26 protein-coding genes and 2 tRNA genes are annotated in these 25,017 nt (G+C 66.8%); 23 read left to right on the top strand and 5 right to left on the bottom strand.

The window, feature by feature from the left end:
- Nucleotides 1-928 (top strand): DUF418 domain-containing protein (locus ACE3O8_RS03165; protein WP_374386691.1); only part of this gene is annotated, 928 nt, incomplete at its 5' end.
- Here the strand turns inward: ACE3O8_RS03165 and ACE3O8_RS03170 are convergent.
- Complete coding sequence (locus tag ACE3O8_RS03170) at nt 922-2,670, bottom strand: gamma-glutamyltransferase family protein (RefSeq protein ID WP_374386693.1); 1,749 nt, start codon at nt 2,668-2,670, stop codon at nt 922-924. The genes ACE3O8_RS03165 and ACE3O8_RS03170 overlap by 7 nt on opposite strands.
- Before the next feature lie 89 nt (nt 2,671-2,759).
- Here ACE3O8_RS03170 and ACE3O8_RS03175 point away from each other — a divergent pair, with 89 nt between their 5' ends.
- Entirely contained in the window at nt 2,760-3,962 is a 1,203-nt protein-coding gene (locus tag ACE3O8_RS03175; protein WP_374386695.1) for a class I SAM-dependent methyltransferase, read from the top strand.
- Between the two features lie 6 nt (nt 3,963-3,968).
- Here the strand turns inward: ACE3O8_RS03175 and ACE3O8_RS03180 are convergent, their stop codons facing one another.
- The gene (locus tag ACE3O8_RS03180) at nt 3,969-4,766 is read right to left on the bottom strand and encodes a 3-hydroxybutyrate dehydrogenase (RefSeq protein ID WP_374386697.1); all 798 of its coding nucleotides are present in this window, start codon (nt 4,764-4,766) and stop codon (nt 3,969-3,971) included.
- 181 nt (nt 4,767-4,947) lie between these two features.
- Between ACE3O8_RS03180 and ACE3O8_RS03185 the strand changes: the two genes are divergently transcribed.
- Complete coding sequence (locus ACE3O8_RS03185; RefSeq protein WP_374386699.1) at nt 4,948-6,258, top strand: polyhydroxyalkanoate depolymerase; 1,311 nt, start codon at nt 4,948-4,950, stop codon at nt 6,256-6,258.
- Between the two features lie 4 nt (nt 6,259-6,262).
- Here the strand turns inward: ACE3O8_RS03185 and ACE3O8_RS03190 are convergent, their stop codons facing one another.
- Nucleotides 6,263-8,053 carry an ABC-F family ATP-binding cassette domain-containing protein gene (locus tag ACE3O8_RS03190; RefSeq protein ID WP_374386701.1) on the bottom strand — a complete coding sequence of 597 codons (1,791 nt, stop codon included), beginning with the start codon at nt 8,051-8,053 and terminating at the stop codon, nt 6,263-6,265.
- A 113-nt stretch (nt 8,054-8,166) separates the two neighbouring features.
- On the opposite strand from ACE3O8_RS03190, the gene ACE3O8_RS03195 reads away from it, so the two are divergent.
- From ACE3O8_RS03195 to ACE3O8_RS03225, 7 genes are all read left to right on the top strand, one after another.
- Nucleotides 8,167-8,562, top strand: coding sequence for a PepSY domain-containing protein (locus ACE3O8_RS03195; protein WP_374386703.1), 396 nt, complete (start codon nt 8,167-8,169; stop codon nt 8,560-8,562).
- A 44-nt stretch (nt 8,563-8,606) separates the two neighbouring features.
- Nucleotides 8,607-9,263: a response regulator transcription factor gene (locus tag ACE3O8_RS03200; RefSeq protein ID WP_374386706.1), complete on the top strand. Its 657-nt coding sequence runs from the start codon at nt 8,607-8,609 to the stop codon at nt 9,261-9,263.
- Nucleotides 9,217-10,638, top strand: a complete 1,422-nt coding sequence (locus tag ACE3O8_RS03205; protein WP_374386782.1) for a sensor histidine kinase — start codon at nt 9,217-9,219, stop codon at nt 10,636-10,638. The genes ACE3O8_RS03200 and ACE3O8_RS03205 overlap by 47 nt, the downstream gene beginning before the upstream one ends.
- A 102-nt stretch (nt 10,639-10,740) precedes the next feature.
- Nucleotides 10,741-10,815: transfer RNA gene (locus tag ACE3O8_RS03210), tRNA-Thr, on the top strand.
- Nucleotides 10,816-10,886: 71 nt separating this feature from the next.
- Nucleotides 10,887-11,939 (top strand): AI-2E family transporter, encoded by a 1,053-nt coding sequence (locus ACE3O8_RS03215; protein WP_374386708.1) that lies wholly within the window; start codon nt 10,887-10,889, stop codon nt 11,937-11,939.
- Between the two features lie 154 nt (nt 11,940-12,093).
- Complete coding sequence (locus tag ACE3O8_RS03220) at nt 12,094-12,804, top strand: hypothetical protein (protein WP_374386710.1); 711 nt, start codon at nt 12,094-12,096, stop codon at nt 12,802-12,804.
- A 1-nt stretch (nt 12,805) separates the two neighbouring features.
- Nucleotides 12,806-14,425, top strand: coding sequence for a type IV secretory system conjugative DNA transfer family protein (locus ACE3O8_RS03225; protein WP_374386712.1), 1,620 nt, complete (start codon nt 12,806-12,808; stop codon nt 14,423-14,425).
- A 40-nt stretch (nt 14,426-14,465) separates the two neighbouring features.
- On the opposite strand, the gene ACE3O8_RS03230 is transcribed toward ACE3O8_RS03225, so the two are convergent.
- Nucleotides 14,466-14,542: transfer RNA gene (locus tag ACE3O8_RS03230), tRNA-Pro, on the bottom strand.
- A gap of 143 nt (nt 14,543-14,685) precedes the next feature.
- On the opposite strand from ACE3O8_RS03230, the gene ACE3O8_RS03235 reads away from it, so the two are divergent.
- The 13 genes from ACE3O8_RS03235 to ACE3O8_RS03295 all read left to right on the top strand — a co-directional run bounded on the left by ACE3O8_RS03235 (nt 14,686) and on the right by ACE3O8_RS03295 (nt 23,947).
- Nucleotides 14,686-15,327: a DUF4136 domain-containing protein gene (locus ACE3O8_RS03235; RefSeq protein ID WP_374386714.1), complete on the top strand. Its 642-nt coding sequence runs from the start codon at nt 14,686-14,688 to the stop codon at nt 15,325-15,327.
- Nucleotides 15,328-15,393: 66 nt separating this feature from the next.
- Complete coding sequence (locus ACE3O8_RS03240) at nt 15,394-15,861, top strand: universal stress protein (protein ID WP_374386716.1); 468 nt, start codon at nt 15,394-15,396, stop codon at nt 15,859-15,861.
- Nucleotides 15,862-15,929: 68 nt separating this feature from the next.
- Nucleotides 15,930-16,484, top strand: a complete 555-nt coding sequence (locus tag ACE3O8_RS03245; protein ID WP_374386718.1) for a NifU family protein — start codon at nt 15,930-15,932, stop codon at nt 16,482-16,484.
- Nucleotides 16,484-17,074 (top strand): malonic semialdehyde reductase, encoded by a 591-nt coding sequence (locus tag ACE3O8_RS03250; RefSeq protein WP_374386720.1) that lies wholly within the window; start codon nt 16,484-16,486, stop codon nt 17,072-17,074. Before ACE3O8_RS03245 ends, ACE3O8_RS03250 begins: the two co-directional genes overlap by 1 nt.
- On the top strand, nt 17,059-17,679 hold the full coding sequence (tsaB, locus tag ACE3O8_RS03255) for a tRNA (adenosine(37)-N6)-threonylcarbamoyltransferase complex dimerization subunit type 1 TsaB (protein WP_374386722.1): 621 nt from the start codon (nt 17,059-17,061) through the stop codon (nt 17,677-17,679). The genes ACE3O8_RS03250 and tsaB overlap by 16 nt, the downstream gene beginning before the upstream one ends.
- Nucleotides 17,645-18,148, top strand: a complete 504-nt coding sequence (gene rimI / locus ACE3O8_RS03260; protein WP_374386724.1) for a ribosomal protein S18-alanine N-acetyltransferase — start codon at nt 17,645-17,647, stop codon at nt 18,146-18,148. The genes tsaB and rimI overlap by 35 nt, the downstream gene beginning before the upstream one ends.
- Nucleotides 18,149-18,348: 200 nt before the next feature.
- Entirely contained in the window at nt 18,349-18,768 is a 420-nt protein-coding gene (locus ACE3O8_RS03265) for a MucR family transcriptional regulator (protein WP_374386727.1), read from the top strand.
- 111 nt (nt 18,769-18,879) lie between these two features.
- Nucleotides 18,880-19,311, top strand: a complete 432-nt coding sequence (locus ACE3O8_RS03270; protein ID WP_374386729.1) for a Fur family transcriptional regulator — start codon at nt 18,880-18,882, stop codon at nt 19,309-19,311.
- A gap of 7 nt (nt 19,312-19,318) precedes the next feature.
- The gene (locus ACE3O8_RS03275; RefSeq protein WP_374386731.1) at nt 19,319-20,158 is read left to right on the top strand and encodes a lysophospholipid acyltransferase family protein; all 840 of its coding nucleotides are present in this window, start codon (nt 19,319-19,321) and stop codon (nt 20,156-20,158) included.
- A 10-nt stretch (nt 20,159-20,168) separates the two neighbouring features.
- Nucleotides 20,169-21,497 (top strand): tRNA (N6-isopentenyl adenosine(37)-C2)-methylthiotransferase MiaB, encoded by a 1,329-nt coding sequence (gene miaB, locus ACE3O8_RS03280; protein ID WP_374386733.1) that lies wholly within the window; start codon nt 20,169-20,171, stop codon nt 21,495-21,497.
- Complete coding sequence (locus tag ACE3O8_RS03285) at nt 21,497-22,513, top strand: PhoH family protein (protein ID WP_374386735.1); 1,017 nt, start codon at nt 21,497-21,499, stop codon at nt 22,511-22,513. Before miaB ends, ACE3O8_RS03285 begins: the two co-directional genes overlap by 1 nt.
- Nucleotides 22,506-23,042 carry an rRNA maturation RNase YbeY gene (ybeY, locus tag ACE3O8_RS03290; protein WP_374386737.1) on the top strand — a complete coding sequence of 179 codons (537 nt, stop codon included), beginning with the start codon at nt 22,506-22,508 and terminating at the stop codon, nt 23,040-23,042. Before ACE3O8_RS03285 ends, ybeY begins: the two co-directional genes overlap by 8 nt.
- Nucleotides 23,039-23,947, top strand: a complete 909-nt coding sequence (locus ACE3O8_RS03295) for a hemolysin family protein (protein ID WP_374386739.1) — start codon at nt 23,039-23,041, stop codon at nt 23,945-23,947. Before ybeY ends, ACE3O8_RS03295 begins: the two co-directional genes overlap by 4 nt.
- Here ACE3O8_RS03295 and pspF read toward each other — a convergent pair.
- Nucleotides 23,944-24,996 carry a phage shock protein operon transcriptional activator gene (gene pspF, locus ACE3O8_RS03300; RefSeq protein ID WP_374386742.1) on the bottom strand — a complete coding sequence of 351 codons (1,053 nt, stop codon included), beginning with the start codon at nt 24,994-24,996 and terminating at the stop codon, nt 23,944-23,946. The genes ACE3O8_RS03295 and pspF overlap by 4 nt on opposite strands.
- Between the last annotated feature and the right edge of the window lie 21 nt (nt 24,997-25,017).

Raw genomic sequence — 25,017 nt, forward strand, 5'->3', positions numbered from 1 at the left:
GGTCCACGGGTCGCTGCTCTGGTCGGGGGATATCCTGCTGCCGTTCGCGCTCGCCGGCCTCGCCATCTGGCCGCTCAGGCAGCAGCCCGTCGCCCGGTTGTTCCTGTTCGGCGTGATCGCGCTTGGCCTGCAGGCCGCCATCAATGTCATGTTCGGGATGCAGGCGCTGCAGGCGCAGGCCGCCGCCCTTGCGCCAAACCCGGATCCGGCCGCGACAGAGGCGTGGAACAGCCTGCGCAGCGCCACCTACAGCGCCCCCGAAGATGTCGCGCGCGAACTCGCGATGTACCGCGGCAGCCTCGCTGACATCCTCGCCATCCGGCACGAAGCCGTGCTGTTCGCCCGCTTTTTCCTGCTGCCGTTCGAATTCTTCGCCGAAGCCGTCGGGCTGATGCTGATCGGCATGGGGCTCTACAAACTCAACTGGTGGCAGGGTGGCTTTGCGGCCGCCCATTACCGCCGGGTGGCCGCCATCCTCATTCCCGTCGGCTGGGCAATCGGCGCGCTGCTGGCCTGGCGCTTTCACGCCTCGGGCTTCTCCGCGATCGCCTTCTACTTCACCGATGCCGCCCGCGTGCTGGTCGCGCCGCTGGTTTCGCTCGGCTATGCCGCCGCCCTCGTCGCGCTGGTAAAGTCCGGCGCGCTCCAGGGTCTTGTCCGCCGCCTCGCTGCCTGCGGGCGCATGGCGCTCAGCAACTATCTGGCGGCCTCCATCCTCGGCAACCTCATCTTCACCGGCGCCGGCCTCGGCCTGTTCGGCAGCCTTTCCCGGCTACAGGTGCTGGGCGTCGTCCTCGCCATCTGGGCGCTGCAACTCGCCTGGTCGCGGCCCTGGCTGGAACGCTTCCGCTATGGCCCCTTCGAATGGCTTTGGCGCAGCCTCGCGCGCTGGCAGCGTCAGCCGATGAAGCCGCCAGCCTATCAATAGCCCAGCGCAACTCCGTCCTTGCGCATCTCGGTCGCGCCCCACCACACCCTGTTCGCGGCGTCCCACATCACGGCCTGGTATCCGCCGACATCCTGATAGCCGTCCAGCAACACATGCCCCTTCGCCGCCAGCGCGGCGCGGGTGTCCGCCCCGATCTGGCTTTCCAGATACAGGCCTGCCTGCTTCTCGCGCCCGTCGCCGCCCGGATCGGGGCTGCCCAGATGCCGCAGGCGCGGCGCATCGCCGGCAGCCTGAAGGTTCATCTTCAGATCCACCAGGTTCACCATCACCTGAACCTGCCCCTGCGGCTGCATCGTTCCGCCCATCACGCCAAAGGCCAGCAGCGGCTCGCCCGCCTTCGTCAGCATGCCCGGGATGATGGTGTGGAACGGCCGCTTGCCCGGCGCCACGCTGTTGCGGGCCTTCGGATCCAGGGAAAATTGCGCCCCCCGGTTCTGCAGCATGAAGCCCCAGCTTCCCCGCCCGCCCGGCACGGGGCTGCTGCGGGGAACCACCACGCCCGATCCCATGCCTGCATAGTTGGACTGGATCAGGCTCACCATCATCCCGCTCGAATCGGCGGTCGAAAGATAGGTGGTGTCGCTCTTCTCGCCTTCCGGATCGCCGGCCGGCACGTCGGCGGACAACGCCCGATCCATCCGGATCAGCGCGGCGCGCTTCGCGATATAGTCATCCGCCAGCAGCGCCTGCACCGGCAGAGTCACCCGGCGCGGATCGGCGATGAAAACCGCCCTGTCGGCAAAGGCCAGCTTCTTCGCTTCCGTGATCACATGGATGCGCTCCGCCTCGCTCAGCGTCGCCATCGGGAACCGCTCCACGATCCGCGCCATCTGCAAGGTCGTCAGCCCCTGCGTCGCGGGCGGAATCTGCCACAGCGTCACCTCGCGATAGGGGGCGGAAATCGGCGCCACCCACTCGGCCTTCATCGCGGCAAGGTCCGCTGCCGAATGCTGCCGCCCGAAGGCGCTGAAATGCCGTTCGTAATCGGCGGCGAACGCACCCTTGTAAAAGGCTTCCGCGCCGCCCGCCGCGATCAGCTCCAGCGTGGCGGCCAGATCGGGGTTGGTGAAAACCTGTCCCTCCACCGGCGCCGCGCCCGTCGGCGCATACAGCGCTTTCCACTGTTCGCCCTGAATGGCGGCGCCCGCCCGCTGGAAGCTGCCCAGGTTCGCCGCCCAGCCGCGCGCGATCACCGGCGACACCGGGAAGCCTTCCTTGGCATGGCGGATCGCCGGCGCCAGCACCTGCGCCATCGGCAGCTTGCCATAGCGCCTGTGCAGCGCCTCCCATCCCGCAACCGTGCCGGGCGTCGTCACCGAATCCATGCCCCGGTCCAGCCCGCCGGCGGCCGTTGCCCGCGCTGTCAGCGCCTTCACATCCAGTTTCAGCGGCGCCGCGCCAGAAGCGTCCAGCCCCACCACCTGTTTCGTCGCCGGGTCATAGACCAGCGCGAACAGGTCGCCGCCAATGCCGTTTCCGGTCGGCTCCACCAGCCCAAGCACGGCATTGGCCGCGATCGCGGCATCCACGGCTGACCCGCCGGCCCGCAGGATCTCCACCGCCGCCTGAGAGGCAAAGGGGTGCGCGGTCGCCGCCATGCCATGGCGCGCGATCACCGGGGAGCGCCCCTGGAATGCAGGGTCGCCGCGCCGGTCTCCGGCCTCGGCGGGCAGGGCGGCCAGCAGGATCGCGGTGGCAAGCAGGGCAGGGCGGATGGTCATCTGCAAAGTCTCCTCCCCCGCCTTGAAGCAGGTTGCGCGCGGCCCGCCAAGGCTTGCGTGGCCGGCCCTCGATGGGCCACAAAAGCGGCATGTGGCTTCTGGATCGGCTTTTGAAACGCGCGATCACGCGCGGCGCGCTCGAACTCACAACGGCCGATGGCCAGGTCCGCCGCTATGGCGATCCGCAGGCCGAACCGGTTCGCGTCCGCCTTGCCGACAGCGCAACGGCGGGCCGCATCGCGCGAAACCCGGCGCTCGCCGCGGGGGAGGCCTTCATGGATGGCCGCCTTGTCGTCGAAAGCGGGGATGTCCTCGATCTGCTCGATCTTGTCTCCGGCAATCTCCGCTGGGATCGGGGCAATGCGCTGCGGGTGGCGATGTGGAATCAGCAGCGCCTTGCGGCCAAATGGGATGAGCTGAACGCCCGCAGCCGCTCAAGGCGCAATGTCGCCCACCATTACGACCTGTCAGACAGGCTCTATGATCTCTTCCTCGATCCCGAACGCCAGTACAGCTGCGCCTATTTTCGCGAAGGCAACCAGGGTGCGGACAGCAGCCTGGAACAGGCCCAGATCGACAAGCTTGATCACATCGCGAAGAAGCTCTGCCTGAAGCCGGGCATGCGCGTGCTGGACATCGGCTGTGGCTGGGGCGGCATGGCGCGCCACATCCACCGCGTCTCCGGCGCAGAGGTGCTGGGCGTCACCCTGTCGGAAGAGCAGCTGAAATATGCCCGGGCAAAGGCCGCGGACCTCGGGATCGGCGGCAAGGTCCGCTACGAGCTGATGGATTATCGCGATGTCGAGGGGCCGTTCGACCGCATCGTGTCCGTCGGCATGTTCGAGCATGTGGGCCGCCCCAACTACGCCACCTTCTTCGACAAGCTTGCCAGCCTGCTCACGGAAGACGGCGTCGCGCTGCTGCACAGCATCGGCCGCGCGGGCGGCCCGGGCGCGACCGACCCGTGGACGGCGAAATACATCTTCCCCGGCGGCTATACGCCCGCCTATTCGGAACTCGCCCGACACATCGAACGCGCCTGGCTTTGGCCCACCGACATTGAGGTGTGGCGCCTCCATTATGGCTGGACCCTGGAGCATTGGCTTAAGCGCTGTCGGGCGAAAAAGGCCGAGATCGTCGCCCTTTACGACGAGCGCTTCTACCGCATGTGGGAATTCTATCTCGCCGGCGCGATCATGGCCTTCCGCCACGACGACCATGTCGTCTGGCAGATCCAGCTCGCCCGCAAGCGCGATGCCGTCCCCGTCACGCGGGATTATCTCTATCGCTGAACGCCCTCAGCGCGCGGTCCAGCCCCCGTCCACGCTGAAGCTGCTGCCGGTGATCCCGCTCGCCGCTTCGGAACAGAGGAACAGCACGGTTTCCGCGACCTGATCGGCCGTGACGAACCGCTTCGTCGGCTGGGAGGCAAGGATGATCTGCTTCACCACCTGCTCCTCGCTCATGTTGTTGACCCTGGCCTGATCCGCGATCTGCCCGCGCACCAGCGGCGTATCCACGAAGCCGGGGCAGACGCTGTTCACCGTCACCATCGTCTCGGCCAGTTCCAGCGCAGTCGATTTGGTCAGCCCCAGCACGCCATGCTTCGCCGCGACATAGGCACTCTTGAAGGGGGAGGCGACGAGGCCATGGGCAGAGGCGATATTCACGATCCGCCCCCAATTCTGCGCCTTCATGGCGGGGATCGCGGCCTTCATCGTATGGAAATTGCTGGAAAGATTGATGGCAAGGATGGCATCCCACTTGTCGTCGGGGAATTCGTCCACCGGGGCGACATGCTGGATGCCGGCATTGTTCACCAGAATGTCCAGCCCGCCCAGCGCTGCCTGCACATCGGCTACCCATTTCTGGCTGTCGGGGCCCTTCGAAAGATCGGCCCCCACGAACACGACCTTCGTGCCATGCGCGCCGACCTGCGCAAGGGCAGGGGCATGGTCGCCGAACCCGTTCAGCGCCACGTCTGCACCGGCACGCGCCAGCGCATCCGCAATGGCAAGCCCGATCCCGCTGGTGGAGCCGGTGACGGCTGCCCTGCGGCCGGCCAGCGGCCTCGAATTCGGGTTGTCACCAGCCATCCGTCACTCTCCTCTTCATGGTGAATCTTGCTGCACTGCGAAAAAAACATGTGCGCTGGGCGCGGGCCGGGTCTAGCCTCCCCCCGTTACAGCGACTAGCGCTGACAGCGGACATGACGTTTTTATGTCTGTGCGTTGCAGCAAAGTCAGAAAAAAGCCGAAGCGGGCAAAGAGGTTGAACATGCTCTACGACGCCTATGAACTGGGCCGCACATGGCTGACCGGCGCAAGCACCGCCGCCCGAATCGGCGCGGACTGGTGGGGAAATCCCGCCAATCCTTTCGCCTACACCGGCGCGGGCGAAGTCGCGGCTGCCGCGCTTGACGTGTTCGCCCACGCGGCGGCCCCGCGCGGAAAGCCGGAATTCGGCTTCGCCTCCACCCTGATCGATGGCCGCCAGGTGCCGGTGATCGAGGTGATCGTCGATCGCAAGCCCTTCGGCCAGCTGAAGCGGTTCGAACGGATCGGCGCTTCGCCCGATGATCCGAAGCTGCTGATCGTCGCCCCCATGTCGGGCCATTACGCCACCCTGCTCAGGGGCACTGTGGAACGCATGCTGCCCAGCCATGATGTCTACATCACCGACTGGCGCGACGCGAAGACCGCCCCGCTGTCGGCCGGCCGCTTCGACCTCGACGACTATGTGGATTATGTGATGGACTGGCTCTCCGCCATCACCCCGCCGGGTTCGCCCCGCGCCCATCTTCTCGCCGTCTGCCAGCCGTCGGTTCCGGTCTATGCGGCGGTCGCGCTGATGTCGGCTGCAAAGCATCCGGCGCTGCCCTGCACGCTCACCATGATGGGCGGCCCGGTCGATACGCGGCGCGCGCCCACGGCCGTCAACCAGCTGGCGATGGAACGCCCCTTCGCCTGGTTCGAGAACAGCGTGATCGCCACCGTTCCGGCGCTCTATCCGGGCGCGGGCCGCAAGGTTTATCCGGGCTTCCTGCAACTGGCGGGCTTCATGTCGATGAACCTTGGCAACCACATGATTTCCCACTGGGAAATGTTCAAGCATCTGGTGAAGGGCGATGGCGAATCCGCCGACGCCACCAAGACCTTCTACGAGGAATATCGCTCCGTCTGCGACATGACGGCGGAATTCTATCTGCAGACGATCGATGTCGTCTTCCAGAACCACCATCTGCCGCGCGGGATCATGACGCATCGTGGAACCCCGGTCGATCCGGCCGCCATCACTGATGTCTCCATCTTCGCCATCGAAGGCGAGCGCGACGATATCTCCGGCCTTGGCCAGACGAAGGCGGGCCTCGATCTCGCGGTGAACCTGGCAGAGGATCGCAAGCGCTATTTCATGGTCCCCGGCGTCGGCCACTACGGCATCTTCAACGGCCGCAAATGGCGCGATGTCATCGCCCCTGAAGTCGAGCAGTTCATCCGCAGCACCTGCCCGAATGCGCCCCTCCACGGGAAGGGCCGCCATCAGGCGCATGTGGACATGGACGCGCCGGCGGGCGTCGACTTCGCCTGAGGGGTCAGCCCGCCAGCGCCTCGGCCTTCTCGGCCACTTCCAGCCAGCGCAGCTCGGCGGCCTCCAGCTTGCCGCGCAGCGCGTCGATCTCCCCGGTCAGCCGGTCGAACTGCTTGGGATCGCGCGCGTAGAGCGCCGGATCGCCCAGCTTCGCCTCGGCAGCGGCAATCGCCGCCTCGATCTTCGCCATCTCGCCCGGCAAGCGGTCCAGGTCATGCTGGTCCTTGAAGCTCAGCTTCTTCGCCGGGCCGGATGGCGCGGCCGGGGAGGGGGACGGTTTGGCGGGCGCGGCCTTCTTCGCCTTCGCCGTCCGCTCCTGCCACAGCTGCTCCAGCTCGCGGAAGCCGCCCGCCACGATGTCCGCCCGGCCGGACCCGTCCAGCCCGATCGTCATGGTGGTGGTGCGGTCCAGGAAATCCCGGTCGTGCGATACGATCAGGACGGTGCCTTCATAGTCGGAAATCACTTCCTGCAGCAGGTCCAGCGTCTCAAGATCGAGATCGTTGGTGGGCTCGTCCAGCACCAGCAGGTTCGAATCCCGCGCAAATTCCCTCGCCAGCAACAGGCGGGAGCGTTCGCCACCTGAAAAGGTCCCGATCTTCGCGTCCGCCACGCTGGGAGGGAACAGGAATTGCTTCAGATAGCCCTGGATATGCGTCTTGTGCCCGCGCACCTCGATCCAGTCGCCGCCGTCCGCCAGCACGTCGCGCACCCGCTTGGTCGGCTCCATCAGCTTGCGCTGCTGATCGATGGCGATTCCGTTCAGCGTCTTCGCCCGAATGATCCTCCCCTCGTCAGGCTCCAGATCGCCCGTCAGCAGCCGCAGCAGCGTCGTCTTGCCCGCGCCGTTCGGCCCCACGATGCCGATCCGGTCGCCGCGCTGGATGCGGATGGAGAAATCCTTCAGGATCGGGCGGTCGCCATAACGTTTCGTGACGCTCTCGGCCTCGATCACCATCTTCGATTTCACATCGTCGGTCGCCAGCGCCAGCTTGGCGGTGCCCTGCACCCCCAGCATCGCTTTCCGGGAGGCGCGCATCTGGTGCAGCCGTTCCAGCCGCCCCTGGTTGCGCCGCCGCCGCGCCGTCACGCCGCGCTGCAGCCAGTGCAGCTCCTGCGCGATCTTGGTGTCCATCTTGTCGGCAATCTTGGCTTCCTCGGCATAGACGGCCTCCGTCCACGCCTCGAACCCGCCGAAGCCCACCTCCTGCCGCCTCAGCTGCCCGCGATCCAGCCACAGGCAGGCTTTCGTCAGCCGGGTCAGGAAGGTGCGGTCATGGCTGATCACCAGGAAAGCCCCGGTGTAGCGCGTCAGCCAGCCTTCCAGCCAGTCGATCGCTTCCAGATCCAGATGGTTTGTCGGCTCGTCCAGCAGCAGCAGTTCGGGCTGCTGCGCCAGCGCCCGCGCAATCGCCGCCCGCCGCCGCTCCCCGCCGGAGGCATTGGCCGCCGCCAGCGTCAGGTCCAGCCCCAACTGCGTGGCGATCGCCTCCACTTCATGCCGGGGCGGGGTATCCGGTGCTGCCAGCGCGAAATCGGCCAGCGTCTCGAACCCGGCCACCGGCGGGTCCTGCGGCAGCAACACGATTTTCTGCCCCGGCTGTTGCGACCGCCGCCCCCGGTCGGGCTCCAGCGTGCCCGCGATCAGCCGCAGCAGCGTGGTCTTGCCCGCGCCGTTCCGCCCGATCAGGGCCAGCCGGTCCTTCGCGCCGATGAACAGCGACAGGTCCTCGAACAGCAGGCCGTCGCCCTGCCGCAGTGCGATATCCTCAAGCGAAACAATGGGGGCTGCCATGGCGCGGGCGCTTGCCACGCAGGGTCCGCCATGGCAACGCCCATCCCGATGCTGGCGTCTATTCAGAAGTGGTTCACGGCCTCCGCCCTAGGCAGGGCATGGAAACCCGATTGATGAAACTCCAGCGAATTCCCCTGTTCCAGCCGCTGCTTGCGCTCGCCCTTGCCGTTCCGGCCGTGCCGGCGATGGCATTCGTCCCCGGCCCCGGCGGCGCATCCGGCGGCCGCCCGCCGTCCGCCATGCCGCCAGGCCCCTCCAGCCCGGTCCCCCCGCGCGGGCGCGCCGTTTCCGATCATGATCACGCCCGGCAGACCAGCCGCAGCGGTGAAAACCGCGGGTTCGAGGAACTGATGCGCTCGGCCCAGTCGCGCGGCCGTGGCGAGTATCTGGGGGTTGAGCCGGATATCGGCCGCAACATCTATCGCTTCAAGTTCCTCAGGCCCGGCGGCAACGTCGTCTGGGTCGATGTGGATGGCCGCACAGGGCGCGTCGTCGCAGAGCGGGATTGACAGGCGAACCACCGCCGCATCACTTTTCGGGAGGCAGGATTTCCATGCGCGTACTGATCGTCGAGGACGAACCCAATCTCCAGCGGCAGCTCCGGCAGACGCTGGAAACCGCGGGCTATGCCGTCGATTCCGCCGAGGATGGAGAGGAAGGCCAGTTCCTGGGCGAAACCGAAAGCTATGACGCCGTCATCCTCGATCTAGGCCTGCCCGAAGTCGATGGCCTCACCGTTCTCGATCGCTGGCGCAAGGGCGGCAACAAGATGCCGGTCCTCGTCCTCACCGCGCGCGACAGCTGGTCCGACAAGGTCGCCGGCCTCGATGCAGGCGCCGATGACTATCTGGCGAAACCCTTCCAGTCCGAGGAACTGATCGCCCGCCTGCGCGCGCTCATCCGCCGCGCGTCGGGCAACGCCTCCTCGGAACTGGTGGCGGGCGATGTCCGGCTCGACACCCGCTCTGGCCGGGTCACCCTGGCCGGCGAGCCGGTGAAGCTCACCGCCCAGGAATACAAGCTCCTGTCCTATCTGATGCACCACAAGGGCAAGGTCGTTTCCCGAACCGAACTGATCGAGCATATCTACGATCAGGATTTCGATCGCGATTCGAACACGATCGAGGTCTTCATCACGCGAATCCGGAAGAAGCTGGGTGCAGATCTCATCACCACCATCCGCGGCCTCGGCTACAGCCTCGACAGCTGAGCCGGCCCGCGCGCCGGGTTCCATCAGCCGCCGCCTGCTCCTGCTGGCGGCGGTGTGGACGTCGCTGCTCATCGCCATCGGCGGCGTCGCGCTGGATCGCATCGTCACCGGCACCATCGTCCGCAATTTCGATGCCCAGCTGTCGCTGGCGCTGCCCGCGATGATCGCCGCCGCCGAACTCGATCCCTTCGGCGAAGTCCGCTTCAACCGGCCGCCCGTCGATCCCCGCTTCAACGAACCCTATTCCGGCCTCTACTGGCAGGTCGCCGCGGACGGGCGCATGCCCTTCCGCAGCCGCTCGCTCTGGGATCGGGAGCTTCCGGCCGATTTCAGCGTGTCCTGCGTCGAGCCCTGCACCTCGCGCAGCCACGCCTTCCGCAACGAGCCGTTGCGCATCGTGGAGCGCGACGGGATCATTCCCGGCTCCTCGGTGGTGTGGCGCTTCCAGGTCGCGCAGTCGACGGAGCAGCTCGATGCCCAGGTGGCCGATGTCCGCCGCACACTCTGGTGGGCGCTGGGCGCGCTGGGCGCCGGCCTGCTGCTGCTGGCGCTGATTCAGGCCAGCTACGGGCTGATGCCGCTGCGCCGGATCTCGGCGGCGATGGCCGCGATCCGCGCCGGTCGGATGTCCCGCGTGCCGACCACCGATGTCCCGCCCGAAGTGGCTCCGCTCGTCAACGAGCTGAACGCCCTTCTCGATCACAATGAACAAGCGGCGGAAGCGGCCCGCATGCACGCCGGCAACCTCGCCCATGCGCTGAAAACGCCGATGAGCGTGCTGACGAACGAAGCGGCGGCGAACAGCCCCGATCTCGCGCGCGCCGTCGTGCGCGAACTCTCCACCATGCGCCGCCACATCGATCACCACCTCGCCCGCGCCCGCGCCATGGGGCGGCGCACGTCCGCCACCGCCCGGGCAGAGGTCTGGCCCTCGCTCGAACGTCTCGTCAGCGCGATCGAGCGGATCTACGCCGAAAAGGGCGTGGTCATCGATCTCGCCGGCGACCGCGCGGCCTGCTTCCGCGGGGAACGGCAGGATCTGGAGGAACTGGCCGGCAACCTCATCGACAATGCCGCGAAATATGGCGGCGGCCGCGTGTTCGTCACCGTCTCGCGGGACGAAGCGGCCGGTCAGGTGCAGATCGCCGTCGAGGACGACGGGCAGGGCATTCCGGTCAGGCTGCGCGAAACCATGTTCGAACGCGGCGCGCGGCTCGACACCGGCAAACCCGGCACCGGCCTCGGCCTCGCCATCGTTCGCGACGTGGCTGCCATCTACGGCGGTTCGATCAGCCTCTCCGAATCCGAGGATCTGGGCGGCCTGATGGCGGTGCTTCGCCTGCCGGGGTGCCCCAACGCCGAAAAGCCGGCCTGAATTCGGCTGCAATCCGTCCCTGCGCGCTTGACTTCGCGGCCAGCATCCGCGAAAGGCGCGCCCCTGCGACGGGCCGAACGGCCCCGCAAGACGTCATGGCCTGCTGCCGTAGCTCAGTGGTAGAGCGCATCCTTGGTAAGGCTGAGGTCGGGAGTTCAATCCTCCCCGGCAGCACCATGACTTCCGCTGGAAATCTCCTGAAAACCCGTGTCTAACGGCCCCCGGGCAACAGCTTTCGGGGGTTCGGCATGGCGACAGGGCAGGGGTTCAGGATCGATCTGCCCAGGATCCCGCTTCTCATCTGCGGCTTCCTCGCCGCCATGGTCAGCCTCTATTTCGGCGCCGCCGTGTTCGAGCCGCTCGTGTTCGCGCTGTTCATCATCGCGCTGACAGCGCCCTTCATGCTCCGGCTCCAGCCGATCATCGGCAAGGGGCTTGCGATGGCGGTCACGGTGCTTCTCACGCTCGCGGTGCTGGTGATCTTCTTCTCCGTCGTGGGATGGGGCATTTCGCAGGTCGTGCAATGGGTGGTGGCGAACCTCGCGCGCTTCGATGCCGTGTACCGGCAGGTGGATGCCTGGCTTTCCGAGCGGAACATGCCGATGGAACTGTTCCTGCCGTCCAGCTTCGATCCCCGCTGGGTCATCGGCCCGGTCACGGCGCTTGTCGGTCAGGTGCGCCTGATCAGCGGTTTCGCGCTCCTCATGTTCGTGTTCGTCGTGCTGGGGCTCACCGATCTCGAAGGCATGGGCCGCCGCCTCGCCCGGATCGAGGCGGAACGGCCGAATCTGAAGATTTCCGTGGTGGCGAAGGATGTGTCGGCGAAATTCCGGCTCTACATGAAGGTCAGGCTGGTGGTCAGCGTGATCGATGCGGTGATCTGCTACATCTTCTTCCGCCTGATCGGTCTCGATGAACCGCTGGCCTGGGCAATCCTCGTCGGCACGCTCAATTTCATCCCCTTCATCGGCCCGCTGCTCGTGGCGCTGGCGCTGGGCCTGTTTGCCGCCGCACAGTTCGGCAGCGTCTGGATGGCTTTGCTGGCGATCGGTGGCACCAGCGCGATCAACTTCGTGCTGGGCAGCTATATCGAGCCGCTGATGGCCGGGTCCGCCCTCTCCATGTCGCCGGTGCTGGTGCTGTTCGCCGTCTTCTTCTGGGCGATCATCTGGGGAATCCCCGGCGCCTTCATCGGTGTGCAGATCATGGTCGTCACGCTGGCGATCCTGCGCGTGATGCCCGACGCCAGCTGGATCGCGGAATTGTTTTCCGGCGATGAGCCTGAAAAGAAGAAGTTGTAGGGTTTGTTGGAGATTCTCCTACAGGAAAATACGTCAACATGTTGAATTATAAGTGTAGGATAGTGTTCCACGTGGAACAACCGGGCGGCTTGCGGGGCGGCCGACGGGCCTGTGCCGGTTGCATCGGTTCCATCGGCCGGGCAGGGTGCCCCGCATGACGGAACGCCCGGTCGACCTGTCCCTTCCGCCGCTCATTCCGGCCCAATGGAAGGCGATCACAGGCGTCGATCGGTTCAAGCTCGAACAGCGATACATTGATTCCCTCCGCCCGTCGTTCCTGCGCCAGTTCGGGCCCGGCGAACATGAACGCCATGGCGGCGTGCGCGCGGCTCCTCTCGCCTGCTATCCGCGGCACCTGTTGTGCGAAATCGGCCTCCGGATCCGGGGCGAGGCCATGGTGGGCGCCTTCCTGTTCGGGGCGGAAGGGGCGATCCCGATCGACGGCACCTCCATGCCCCTCCACGACCTCAACGAGCGCATCGGGCAGGCCGTCGACAGCGCAGACGCCGCGATCGCCTACACACTGGTCTTCGGCAGCGCGGTGCATGGCGGCGACGGGCGCTTCCATGTGCTTGGCTCGGCAGATGATCTCGCGCCCTACAACAATTGCGATACGGCCCCATTCCAGGCCATCGTGCAGCCGCCCACGGCCCGGGCAGAGGGAGAGGACTGGGTGGTTGATGCCGCGGCCCGCTATGGCCGCACCCTGTTCCGGACCCGCTTTCGCATCCAGCGCAGCGGCCTCATCGAGATGATCGACGATGAACCGCTGGGCGTGGAAACGGCCTGCGGCCCTGACAGGTTCCAGTGGCTGGCGCGCGGCGCGCCGGTCTGCCCGCCCCCTGCCATGCCCGAGGGGAACTGACATGGCCGCAAGGGGCGATTTCAACCAGCAGACAGACCGTCCGCTCCGCCTGCCGGACAGGATCGATGCCCCCGGCCTGCTGGTGGGCTGGTCGCTTGAGGCAGAGCCTGCAAGCCCGCCCTGGGGCTTCAGCTTCGGCTCCCCCGAACAGACGCCCTCGACAGGCTTTCTCGATCCGATCCTGCTGTCCGGTGAAGGCCACCTCATCACCATCGCGCCGACAGGGCAGGGGAAGGGGCGCTGCTGCATCATCCCTGCGCTGCTGCGCCACGACGGCCCGGTGATCGTGATCGACCCCAAGGGGGAAAATTACGCCGTCACGGCCCGGCACAGGCGCGCGATGGGGCAGAAGGTTGTGCTTCTCGATCCCTTCGGCGTCACCGGCGAGCCGTCCGACAGCTTCAATCCGCTGGACGTGATCGACGCCGGCAGCGTCGAATCGGTCGATATCGCCACCCGCTTCGCCAGCAGCCTCGCGGACTACAGCGGCCCCAACCCCGAAAACGCCTACTGGTACCAGCGCGCCACCTTCCTGCTGACCAGCCTGATGCTGCACGCCTGCATCGATCCCGATCCTTCGATGCGCACGTTCGGCAACATCCGGACCCTTTTGCGCGAAGTCGCCGGCGCCGCGCGCGACGATGTCCTGCCGAAATCGGTCAGCCGCTGCATCGCAGAGATCGAGAATTCCGCCCACCCCATCGCACGGGAGGCGGCCTCGCTCCTGAAGAGCGGCGCGCGCGAAGGGCTGGCGTCCATTCTCTCGATGACGGAAAACGGCATCGGCTTCCTGCGCGGGCCGCAGGTGGATGCGGCCGTTTCATCCACCAGCTTCGATCTCAGCGCCGTCACCCGCGGCGATCCGCTCTCCATCTATCTGGTGGTGCCGCCGCACAATCTGGAAAGCCACGGTCGTCTGCTCCGGCTGTGGCTGACATCGCTGCTGTTCCTGATCACCCGCCGCCTGGGCCGGCCGAAGAAGTCCACCCTGTTCCTGCTCGACGAAGCCGCCCAGCTGGGGCCGCTCGCCGAACTGCGCCAGGCCGTCACCCTGCTCCGGGGCTATGGCGTGCAGACATGGAGCTTCTGGCAAGACGCCAGCCAGATCCAGCGGCTCTATCCGGACGACTGGCCCACGATCGTCAACAACAGCGCCGTCATCCAGTGTTTCGGCGCGCAGAATCAACTCGCGGCCGAAGGCATGGCGGAACTTGTCGCGCTCGATCCCGGCGCGCATCTGATGGCGGCCGAACGGAAGCTGGGCGAAGGCATGATCCGAAGCAGCGCAGACCGGATTCTGGCCCTCAACAATTATGAAATGGCGCTCCAGATCGGCGGGCGGCCCCCGGTCGTGGCGCGCAAGCCGGATTATCTGTCGGATCCGCCCTTCAAGACCCAGTTCGACGACAACCCCTTCCACGATCCCGACAGGGACATCATGCCGCCGCCCTCGGCGCGGATGAAGCTGCACGACGCCGCCGCGATCGAGCAGCCCCCACCGGGGCCGGGCCCATCGGTCGTTGACCTCGCGGATGTGGCGGATCCCGCCGCCATCGAACGCGGAAAGGAAGACCCCTATCTGCTGGAACGCCTGCTCGCGCTGTGGCGGGATTCCGACTGAGACCTGCCAGACAGGCTCCGCCAGTCGCGCGCGGTGCGGATGGTCGGGGAGACAGGATTCGAACCTGCGACCCTCTGCTCCCAAAGCAGATGCGCTACCAGACTGCGCCACTCCCCGGGCTTGCGCCGGTCAGCGCCCTTAGCCGCTGGTGGCGATTGCGGCAAGCCGAGGTGCGTTGACGCTGATTTCGCCTTGAACCGGCGTCAGCTTGGGTTCAGCTATCTGAGCGGAAGAGCAAATCTGGAACTGGAGCCTGTTCGATGAGTGCCGGATCGATGACATCGGTGAAACGCATGCAGACCCTGCTGGCGGTGGCGGCCCTGGGGCTGCTGGCAGCCTGCACGCAGCCGTTCGAGGCGCGGGTGCAGAGCTTCCAGTCCATGCCGCCGGCGCAGGGGCAGACGTTCGCGATTAAGCCGGCGTCGCCCGATCGGCAGGGCAGCCTGGAATTCGCCGCCTATGCCGGCCTGATCGCCACAGAGCTTCAGAAGCAGGGCTTCCAGCAGGCGGCCACGCCCGAACAGGCCTATCTGACGGTTCTGGTCGATTTCGGCGCCGGGCCGGGCCGCGAACGGCTCGCCACGCGGCCGGGCACGCCGTCGCCGGCCTGGGGCTGGTATGGCCGGGGCTGGTATGGCCGCCACCCCGCCTGGTGGGGCCCGTGGGGCGATCCGTTCTGGGATCAACCGGAAGTTTACAGCTTCACCGTCTATCCGGCCTTCCTTGATGTCACCATCAAGCGCAGCAGCGACCAGGCGGCCGTGTTCGAAGGGCGGGCGGAAACCACGACGCGGGTGAACGACCTGCCGTCCACCATGCCGAACCTCGTGACCGCCATGTTCAAGGACTTTCCCGGCGCCTCCAGCCGCAGCGCTGTCGTCCGGGTGCCGCAGACCCGCTGACAGCCCGCCTCGGCATCTGCTAGCATGCCGCCTGTCCGCGACCGTGCGGGCAGGGCAGGGGGCTTGATGAGCGAGACGGCGCAGACCTTTCTGGTGGTCGTCGACGAGACAGTCGAATGCGCCAAGGCCGTGCGCTACGCGGCGTTGCGGGCCGATCATACGGGCGCGAACCTGATGCTGCTGCACGTGCTGAAGCCAAGCCAGTTCGTGCAATGGGGCGGCGTTCAGCAGGACATGGACGCCGAGGCCGAGCAGGCCGGCCAGGCGGTGCTGGCGGCAACCGCCGCCGAAGTCGAGGCGCTGACCGGGGCAAGGCCCGCCGTTCGCCTGATGCGCGGCCGCGCGACCGACGCCGTGCTGGAAGTGGTGACGACGGACCGCTCGATCCGGGCGCTGGTGCTGGCCGCCGCCGCGAAGGGCAAGCCGGGCCCGCTCGTCGACTTCTTCACGCGGGAACGGGCCGGGACATTGCCCTGCATGGTGATGATCGTGCCGGGTGGCATCGAAGACGCCGATATCGATCGTCTCACCTAAATCCGATCATTCCGGTCTTGATTGAAGGCGGCTTGCGCGCCATTTGCCGTGCAGCCAAGGAGCATCCCATGCTGATCGAGACCGAACGCACCCCCAACCCCGCCACGCTGAAGTTCCTGCCCGGCCGCGAAGTCGCGCCCGGCGAGGGCGTGGATTTCGCCTCGCACGAGGACGCCCAGCGGTCGCCTCTCGCCCGCAACCTGTTCGCGCTCGGCGATGTGGAGCGGGTGTTCTTCGGCCCGGATTTCGTCAGCGTCACCAAGGCGCCGGGCAGCTCCGACTGGGAAATGCTGAAGCTGGATGTGCTGGGCGTGCTGGTGGATCATTTCGCCAGCGGCGCGCCGCTGCTGGAAGGCGAGGCGGTGGAAGCCGAGACGTTCGACGATCCGGAGGATGCCGAGATCGTCGCCCAGATCCGCGACCTTCTCGATACGCGCGTGCGCCCCGCGGTCGCCAATGACGGCGGCGACATCGTCTATCGCGGCTTCCAGAAGGGGATCGTGTTCCTGCACATGCGCGGATCCTGCGCGGGCTGCCCGTCCTCCACCGCCACGCTGAAGGGCGGGATCGAGAATCTGCTGCGCCACTATGTTCCCGAAGTCACCGAGGTCAGGGCTGTCTGATGCATCAACCGCTTGCCGAATCCGCGCTGGAACAACTCTTCACAGAAGCGCGCACCCATTATGACTGGGAAACGGATCCGCTGCCGGAAACGCAGCTTCGCCAGCTGTATGAACTGCTGAAGTTCGGCCCGACGTCCGCCAATTCCAGCCCGGCGCGATTCGTCTTCTGCACCTCGGCCGAAGCGCGGGCAAAGCTTGCCGACTGCGCGACGGGCAACAACCCCGATAAGATCCGCCAGGCGCCGCTGACGGTGATCGTCGGCATGGACATGGCGTTTCACCACCGGCTGCCTGAGTTGTTCCCCCACGCCGACGCCCGAAGCTGGTTCGAGGGGAAGGATGCGCATATCCGCGAGACGGCGCTCCGCAATTCCAGCCTTCAGGGCGGATGGCTGATCATGGCGGCGCGGGCGCTGGGGCTGGATACCGGGCCGATGTCGGGCTTCGACAAGGCCCGGGTGGACGCCGAATTCTGGGCCGGAACGGCTGTGGAAACCAATTTCATCTGCTCGATCGGTCGCGGCACCGGCCAGAAGCAGTTTCCGCGCCTGCCGCGCCTGTCGTTCGAGGACGCATGCCGGATCGCCTGACCGGCCGCACGCTGGTCATCGCGACCGGGCATGACCTGTCGCTTGCCTTGCTGGAAGGCGGCTGCCTGCTGGCGCAATCGCATGTCGCCATGCTGAAGGGCCATGCCGAGGCGCTGGTGCCGGCGATCGCGGACCTGCTCGCCCCGTTCGGTGGCCCGGCCTGCCGCTGTGACCATGTGGTGGTGGAAACAGGGCCGGGCAGCTTCACCGGGCTGCGCGTAGGGCTGGCGGCCGCGCGGGCGCTCGCCCTTGCGTGGGACGCCGATCTTCTGGGTGTGCGCTCGACGCAGCTGGTGGCTGCAGCGGCGCCGAAGGATGGGCGGCTTCTGGTGCTGCTGGAAGCCCCGCGCGGGCAGATCTGGGCAGAAGGCTTTGATGGCCCAGGCCGGCGCAGCATCCTGCCGCCTGTTGCGCTCAGCGCTGCCCAGGCGGCTGCCCTGCTGCCGGGCTATGACCATGTGGCCGGCACAGCCATCGCCCTGCTGCCTGATTCCGCCGCGCCCATCCCGCCGCGGGCGGCTGCAATCGAAGGGCTTGAAACCGGGGCGCTGGGCGCGGCAGAGCTTTTGTATGTCCGCGCCGCCGAACCAGCCCCAGCCGCCTGACGCCGGCGATCTGCGGTGGAGCCGTGCCGGTGCAACCGGCAGCGGTGCGGCCGCCGAGCTGGCGTCCGGTGCGTTCGACCCGCTGTTCCGCGAAGCCTGGACCGAATCGCAGATCGCGAACCTGCTGCAGGCGGGAAATGGCTGGCTGGATCTGGGGCATATGGGGCAGGAGCTGGTGGTGTTCGCGCTGAACCGGCAGGTGCTCGACGAGGTGGAGCTGCTGCTGTGCGCGGTGGCGCCCGGATGGCGCGGGCGCGGCATTGGCCGGCAGATGATGGAACAGGTGGCCGAATCAGCCCGGAGCCGGGGCGCCAGCCGCCTGTTCCTTGAGGTCCGCGAGGGCAACGAGGCGGCGATCGCCCTTTATCGATCGGTGGGCTTCCGCATCGAAGGCCGGCGGCCCGGATATTATCGCACAGTGCTTGGCAACAGCATCGATGCAATAACGCTGGCAATGCCAATTCAGTAAAGATGCGACGAATCATGAACTGCTGATCTGAACGGACTTGAACTCCATTCTTCAAGCTGCGAATGGATGCTTATCCGCTTAAACAAGGATAAGGTCGCAGCCGCGGTGCAGATGTTTATCTGGCTTGGATTCCCATCCAGTTGCACCCAGTGGCCGCAGATGTGGCGTAAGCCTGGAACACGAGATCCAAGGACAAAGTGATGACCGATATGATTGAGCACAACGACCTGTTGGCGCTGACGGCCGACATCGTTTCGAGCCATGTTGCCAACAACAGCGTGGCCGTGAACGACCTGCCGACGCTGATCCAGAATGTGTTCGCCACGCTTTCCGGCCTGGGTTCGCCCACGCCGGCGCCGGAAGTGAAGCAGGAACCGGCCGTTCCCGTCCGCTCGTCGATCAAGCCCGACTATATCGTCTGCCTGGAAGACGGGAAGAAGCTGAAGATGCTGAAGCGGCACCTGATGACCGCCTATGGCATGACGCCCGATGACTATCGCGCCAAGTGGGGCCTGCCCGCCGACTATCCGATGGTCGCCCCCAACTATGCCGAAGCCCGTCGCCAGCTTGCAAAGTCCATCGGCCTCGGCACCACCAAGAGCCGTACGCGCAAGAAGTAATGACCGGGCGGGTCCGGCCTCTGATGGCCGGGCCCGCGCCTTGCCCTTCAGCCGTTCAGCGCCTATTCCTTGGACCGGGGAGCAGCGACGCCCCCTTTGCTGGATGGATTGATGCCCGGGACGATCGATATCGAAGCGCTTTGCCACGCGAAGGGGCTGCGGATCACCGAGCAGCGGCGCGTGATCGCGCGCGTGCTTTCGGAAGCGCGGGACCACCCCGATGTCGAGGAACTGCACCGCCGCGCGGCCGCGATCGACAAGGGCATTTCGATCGCCACCGTGTATCGCACCGTCCGCCTGTTCGAAGAGGCGGGCATTCTGGAGCGGCATGATTTCCGTGACGGCCGCTCCCGCTATGAGCCGACGCCGGACGAGCATCATGACCATCTGATCGACATCGAGACCGGCGACGTGATCGAGTTTCACGACGATGCGCTCGAGCAGTTGCAGGCGGAAATCGCCGCGCGCCTGGGCTATCGCCTGGTCGATCACCGGATGGAACTCTATGGCGCGCCTCTGAAGGGCGGGAAGGGCAAGGCCTGACCCCCTGATGGCGGAAGTGACCCGCGCAGACTGGCCAGGCAGCCCCCCGCAGGGGCGCCTGACATCGCCGCCGTTCCAGAAGCTGGGCCATGTGAAAACGGTGGCCGGCACGCTTGCCGCGACCGGCACGCTGATCGGCCCGGCGCATGTCCACAAGCTGGTCCGGCCGCGCGATGCGAAGGCCATTCCGATGCTGTGGCACAAGGCGGTCAGCCGCTCGTTCGGCGTGCGATCCCGGCTGATCGGCACGCCGCGGGACGGCGGGGTGCTTTATGTCGCCAACCATCTGTCCTGGCTGGATATTCCGGTTCTCGGCGCGCATCTGAAGGGCTCGTTCGTCGCCAAGTCCGAAGTGGGCGGCATGGGGATCGTGGGGCATCTGGCCGATATCCAGGACACCATCTATGTCGAGCGTGAGCGGCGGCACCGCGCTGGCGAGCAGGCCGGCAGCATTGTCGAGCGGCTGAAGGCGGGCGGCAATGTGATCCTGTTCCCGGAAGGCACCAGCAACGACGGCGTGCATGTGCTGCCCTTCAAGACGACGCTGTTTTCCGTGGTGGAGGGCGAGGCGACGCGGGGCGTGCCGATCCAGCCCGTCACCATCGCCTATACCCATCTGAACGGCTTGCCGCTGACGCGGCAGCGGCTGCTGGACATCGCCTGGATCGGGGACATGGAGCTGGCCCCCCATGCCTTCGGGCTGATGAAGCTGGGGCGGATCGAGGCCCGCATCCTGTGCCACGAGGCCGTTTACCCGCAGGATTTTCCGAACAGGAAGGCCCTCGCGCGGCATTGTCACGACGTGGTATCTGCGGGCTATCGCAGGCTGATGCGGGGCCAGGATTGAGGACTGATAATTGACTCGAAGTTTCGCCATCAAGTCATTCGGATGCCAGATGAATGTTTACGACGCCGAGCGCATGAGCGAGGCGCTGCAAGCCGAAGGCATGACCGAATCCGGCGGCGAATCCGGCGAAGCGGCCGACGTGCTGATCCTGAACACCTGCCACATCCGGGAAAAGGCGGCCGAAAAGCTGTATCACGAGATCGGCCGCATTTCGGCCCGCGCCCGCGAGGCCGGGCACAAGCCGGTGATTGCCGTGACGGGGTGCGTGGCCCAGGCGGAAGGGGCGGAAATCATCCGTCGCGCGGGCGCCGTGGACCTGGTGGTTGGGCCGCAGGCCTATCACCGGCTGCCGCGGCTGCTGGCCGAACAGGCGGCGGGCGCAAAGGCGCTGGTGGATCTGGACATGCCGGCGCTGCCGAAATTCGACACGCTGCCGGCCCGGCGCCGGCGGGGCCCTTCGGCCTTCCTGACGGTGCAGGAGGGCTGCGACAAATTCTGCGCCTTTTGCGTGGTGCCCTATACGCGTGGCGCCGAGGCATCGCGTGGGCTGGACGCCATCGTGGAAGAGGCGCGCCAGCTGGTGGATGGCGGCGCGCGGGAAATCACCCTGCTGGGCCAGAATGTGAACGCCTGGGCAGACGGCAACAAGGGTTTCGGGCAGCTGGTCGAGGCGATTGCCGCGCTGCCGGGTGTGGAACGCATCCGCTATACAACCAGCCATCCGCGCGATGTGACCGAGGCGATGATCCGCGCCCATGCCGATATTCCGCAGCTGATGCCCTATCTGCACCTGCCGGTTCAGTCCGGCTCTGACAGGGTCCTGGCGGCGATGAACCGCAAGCATGACCGCGCCTTCTATTTCGGCCTGATCGACCGGTTCCGGGCGATGCGCCCTGATCTTGCCATCACGTCGGATTTCATCGTGGGCTTCCCCGGAGAGACGGAGGAGGATTTCGCCGACACGCTGAGCCTGGTGGAGCAGGTGGGCTATGCGCAGGCCTTCAGCTTCAAATATTCGCCCCGGCTGGGCACCCCGGCCGCCGAGCGGGACGACCAGATCGACGAGGATGTGAAGAGCGAGCGGCTGCACCGGCTTCAGGCGCTGCTGCAGGAACAGTCGCTGGCGTTCAACCGCCGGAGCGTGGGGCAGAGCTGCGACATCCTGATCGAGCGGCGCGGACGGCAGCCGGGGCAGTGGATCGGCAAGTCGCCCTGGCTGCAATCGGTCGTGGTGACGGATCCGACGCTTTCGGTCGGGGATCTTGTGAGAGCGGAGCTGGTATCGGCCGGCCCGAACAGCCTGGAGGGACGTTTGCTGACCATGAAGACGGCTGCCTGATGGCGAAGCGACAGGCCGATCCGGCCCAGAGCCCCGACACCCCCGGCCGCGCGCGGCTGGAGCTGGAGTTCGAACGCCCGGCGCTGCTGGGCAGCCTGTTCGGGCAGTTCGACCAGAATCTGATCACGATCGAGAACCGGCTGGGCGTCTATATCGCCGCGCGGGGCAATCGCGTGGCGGTGGAGGGCGAGCCGCTGGGCATCGCCCGCGCACGCGACGTGCTGCAGGATCTCTATGCCCGGCTGGAACGGGGCATGGGCGTGGACGGCGCGGATGTGGAGGCGGCCATCGCGATGACGGCCGATGCCACGACCGAGGGCGTGGACATGGGCGGCGGCGGGCCGCCGGCGATGATCCGCACCCGCCGCAAGACCATCATGGCCCGCAATCCGGCGCAGGCGCAATATATCCAGGCACTGTCGAAGCACGACATGATCTTCGCGCTGGGGCCGGCCGGCACAGGCAAGACCTATCTGGCGGTGGCGCAGGCCGTGAGCCAGCTTGTCGCCGGATCGGTGGACCGGCTGATCCTCTCCCGCCCGGCGGTGGAGGCGGGGGAACGGCTGGGCTTCCTGCCCGGCGACATGAAGGAGAAGGTCGACCCCTATCTCCGCCCGCTGTATGATGCCCTGTACGACATGCTGCCCTCCGAACAGGTGGAGCGCCGGATCGCCAGCGGCGAGATCGAGATCGCGCCCATCGCCTTCATGCGCGGCCGCACGCTGGCGCACGCCTTCGTGATCCTCGACGAAGCGCAGAACACAACGCCTATGCAGATGAAGATGTTCCTCACCCGCTTTGGCGAGGGCAGCCGGATGGTGATCTGCGGTGATCCGAATCAGGTGGACCTGCCGGACTCGGGCAAGAGCGGGCTGGCGGACGCGGTGCAGCGGCTGGAGGGAATCCAGGGGCTTGCGGTGCAGCGCTTCTCCTCGAAGGACGTGGTCCGGCACCGGATCGTGGGGCAGATCGTGGACCGGTATGAAGGCCCGGCGCAGGCGGGGCCCGATGCTTGACGTCGATTGCGATGTCGTCGGCGGCGACTGGGGCGACGCGGCCGAATGGGAGGAACTGGCCGAGGCCGCGATCCGGGCCGCGCTGGAAGCGGCAGGGCAGGGGCGGCTTGTCGCCCTGCCGGATGCGCTGGTTGAAGTGTCGGTGCGGCTGACCGATGACGCGGAAATGCAGCGCCTGAACCTGGACTATCGCGGCAAGGACAAGCCGACCAACGTGCTGAGCTTTCCCATGCACACGCCGGACGCGCTGGCGCGCTGGCTGGCGGATGGCGAAACCGACCTGCTGCTGGGCGACCTGGCGCTGGGCTTCGAAACCGTGCTGCGCGAGGCCGGGGAAAAGCGCCTGGTGCCAGAGGCACATGTGACGCATCTTGTGGTGCATGGCACCCTGCACCTGCTGGGGCATGACCATCTGGACGACGCCTCTGCCGAGGCGATGGAGGCCCTGGAGACACGCATTCTCAACGGGCTGGGACTTGCGGACCCCTATGCCGATTCCGGCTGGGCCGCCGTGGATGAGAGCTTATGAGCGACCCTTCCCCTAGAAGCGCGGGCGGCCTGTGGAGCGCCGTCCGCGAGCTTTTGCACCTGAAACCCTCTGCCTCGCTGCGGGAATCGATCGAGGAAGCGATCGACGAGCATCTGGAGGAAAGCGCCGATCCGGACGACCTGGATCAGGACGAGCGCACCATGTTGCGGAACATGCTGCACCTGACCGAGCAGCAGGCGGGCGATATCGCGGTTCCGCGATCCGACATCGTCGGGCTTTCGAAGGATTGCGATTTCAAGGCGATCGTCCGCCAGTTCCGGGAGGCCGGGCACAGCCGCCTGCCGGTGTACGACGGCAGTCTGGATACGGTGCTGGGCATGCTGCACGTGAAGGACGTGTATGCCGTGATCGCGGACCGGTTCGGGCGGCGGCCGGGCGGCGAACTGCCGACGATGGAAGACCTGCTGAGGCCCGTGCTGTTCGTGCCGGCCGCGATGCCGGTGGTGGACCTGCTGACGGAAATGCGCCGCAAGCGCACGCACATGGCCGTGGTGGTCGACGAATATGGCGGCACCGACGGGCTCGTCACCATCGAGGACATCGTCGAGGAGATCGTCGGCGAGATCGAGGACGAGCATGACGAGGAGGAAGCCGAGCTGCTGCTGAAACGCCCGGACGGCACCATCGAGGCGGACGCCCGGCTGGACCTGGACGATCTGGAAAAGGCGGTGGGCGAAAGCTTCATCGACCATGAACTGGGCGACGAGGTGGACACGCTGGGTGGGCTGTCGTTCCTGATGGCGGGTCGCGTGCCCGACGTGGGCGAGAAGCTGGTGCATGCCAACGGCTGGACGATCGAGATCGCCTCCAGCGACGGGCGGCGCGTGGAACGGCTGCTGCTGCACCCGCCAGAGCCGGTGCGCGGGGAAGCCGCCGAAACCTAGGCGTCTGCCGACAGCAGCTTGTGGCGCTTCATGGCGTGGCGCAGCTGATCATAGCTGAGGCCCAGCAGCTGGGCGGCCCGGCGCTGGTTGTGGCGGCAGGCGGCAAGCGCCTGTTCCAGCATCTTGCGCTCGAAGGCGGAAACGGCGCCGCGGAAATCGGACGGGACCGGTTCGGGCGCATCGGCGGGCGGCGGGGCACTGCCGTCGGCCGCACCCATCACCGGTTCCGGCGTGATCGTCTGCGCCGGCTTTGCAAAGGCGCCCTTTGGCCGCCAGGGGCTGTCGAACGGGTCAAGGTCCAGCGTGCCGATCGGGCGGTCCGCTTCGCCCCAGCGGTAGCAGGCGCGCTCCACCACATTCTTCAGCTCCCGCACATTGCCGGGCCAGTCGTGCGATTCCAGCTCGTCCAGCACGCGCGGGCTGAATCCGGGGAAGCCGCGCCAGCCCAGTTCAGAGGCCATGCGGCGGCCGAAGAAATCCGCCAGCGGCCGGACATCATCGATCCGCGCGCGCAGCGGGGGCAGGGTGATAACCTCGAACGACAGCCGGTCCAGAAGGTCGGCGCGGAACTTTCCGGTTTCGGCCAGCCTCGGCAGATCCTCGTTGGTGGCGGCCACCACGCGCACATCGACCTGCACCGGGCGCGTGCTGCCCAGCCGGGTCAGCTCCCCATATTCCACCACCCGCAGCAGCCGTTCCTGGCCGGCGGCCGTCAGCATCCCGATCTCGTCCAGGAACAGGGTGCCGCCATCGGCTTCCTCGAACCGGCCGGCGCGCGCCTTGACGGCGCCGGTGAAGGCGCCGGCCTCATAGCCGAACAGCTCCGCATCCAGCAGCGTTTCGGGCAGGGCGGCGCAGTTCAGGCTGATCAGCTGCTCGTCCCACCGGGGCGAGAGGCGATGCAGCCGTTCCGCGATCATTTCCTTGCCGGTGCCGCGTTCGCCGACAACCAGCACGGGGCGGCTGAGCGCGGCGGCGGCGCTGGCACGCTCCACGGCGTCGAGGAATGCGCTGGACTGGCCGATGAGCTGCGTGGGTTTGTCTGGCATGGCGCGACCCTAACGCGATTG

It is taken from the genome of Sandaracinobacter sp. (genome assembly GCF_041909755.1).
Classification (GTDB): domain Bacteria; phylum Pseudomonadota; class Alphaproteobacteria; order Sphingomonadales; family Sphingomonadaceae; genus Sandaracinobacteroides.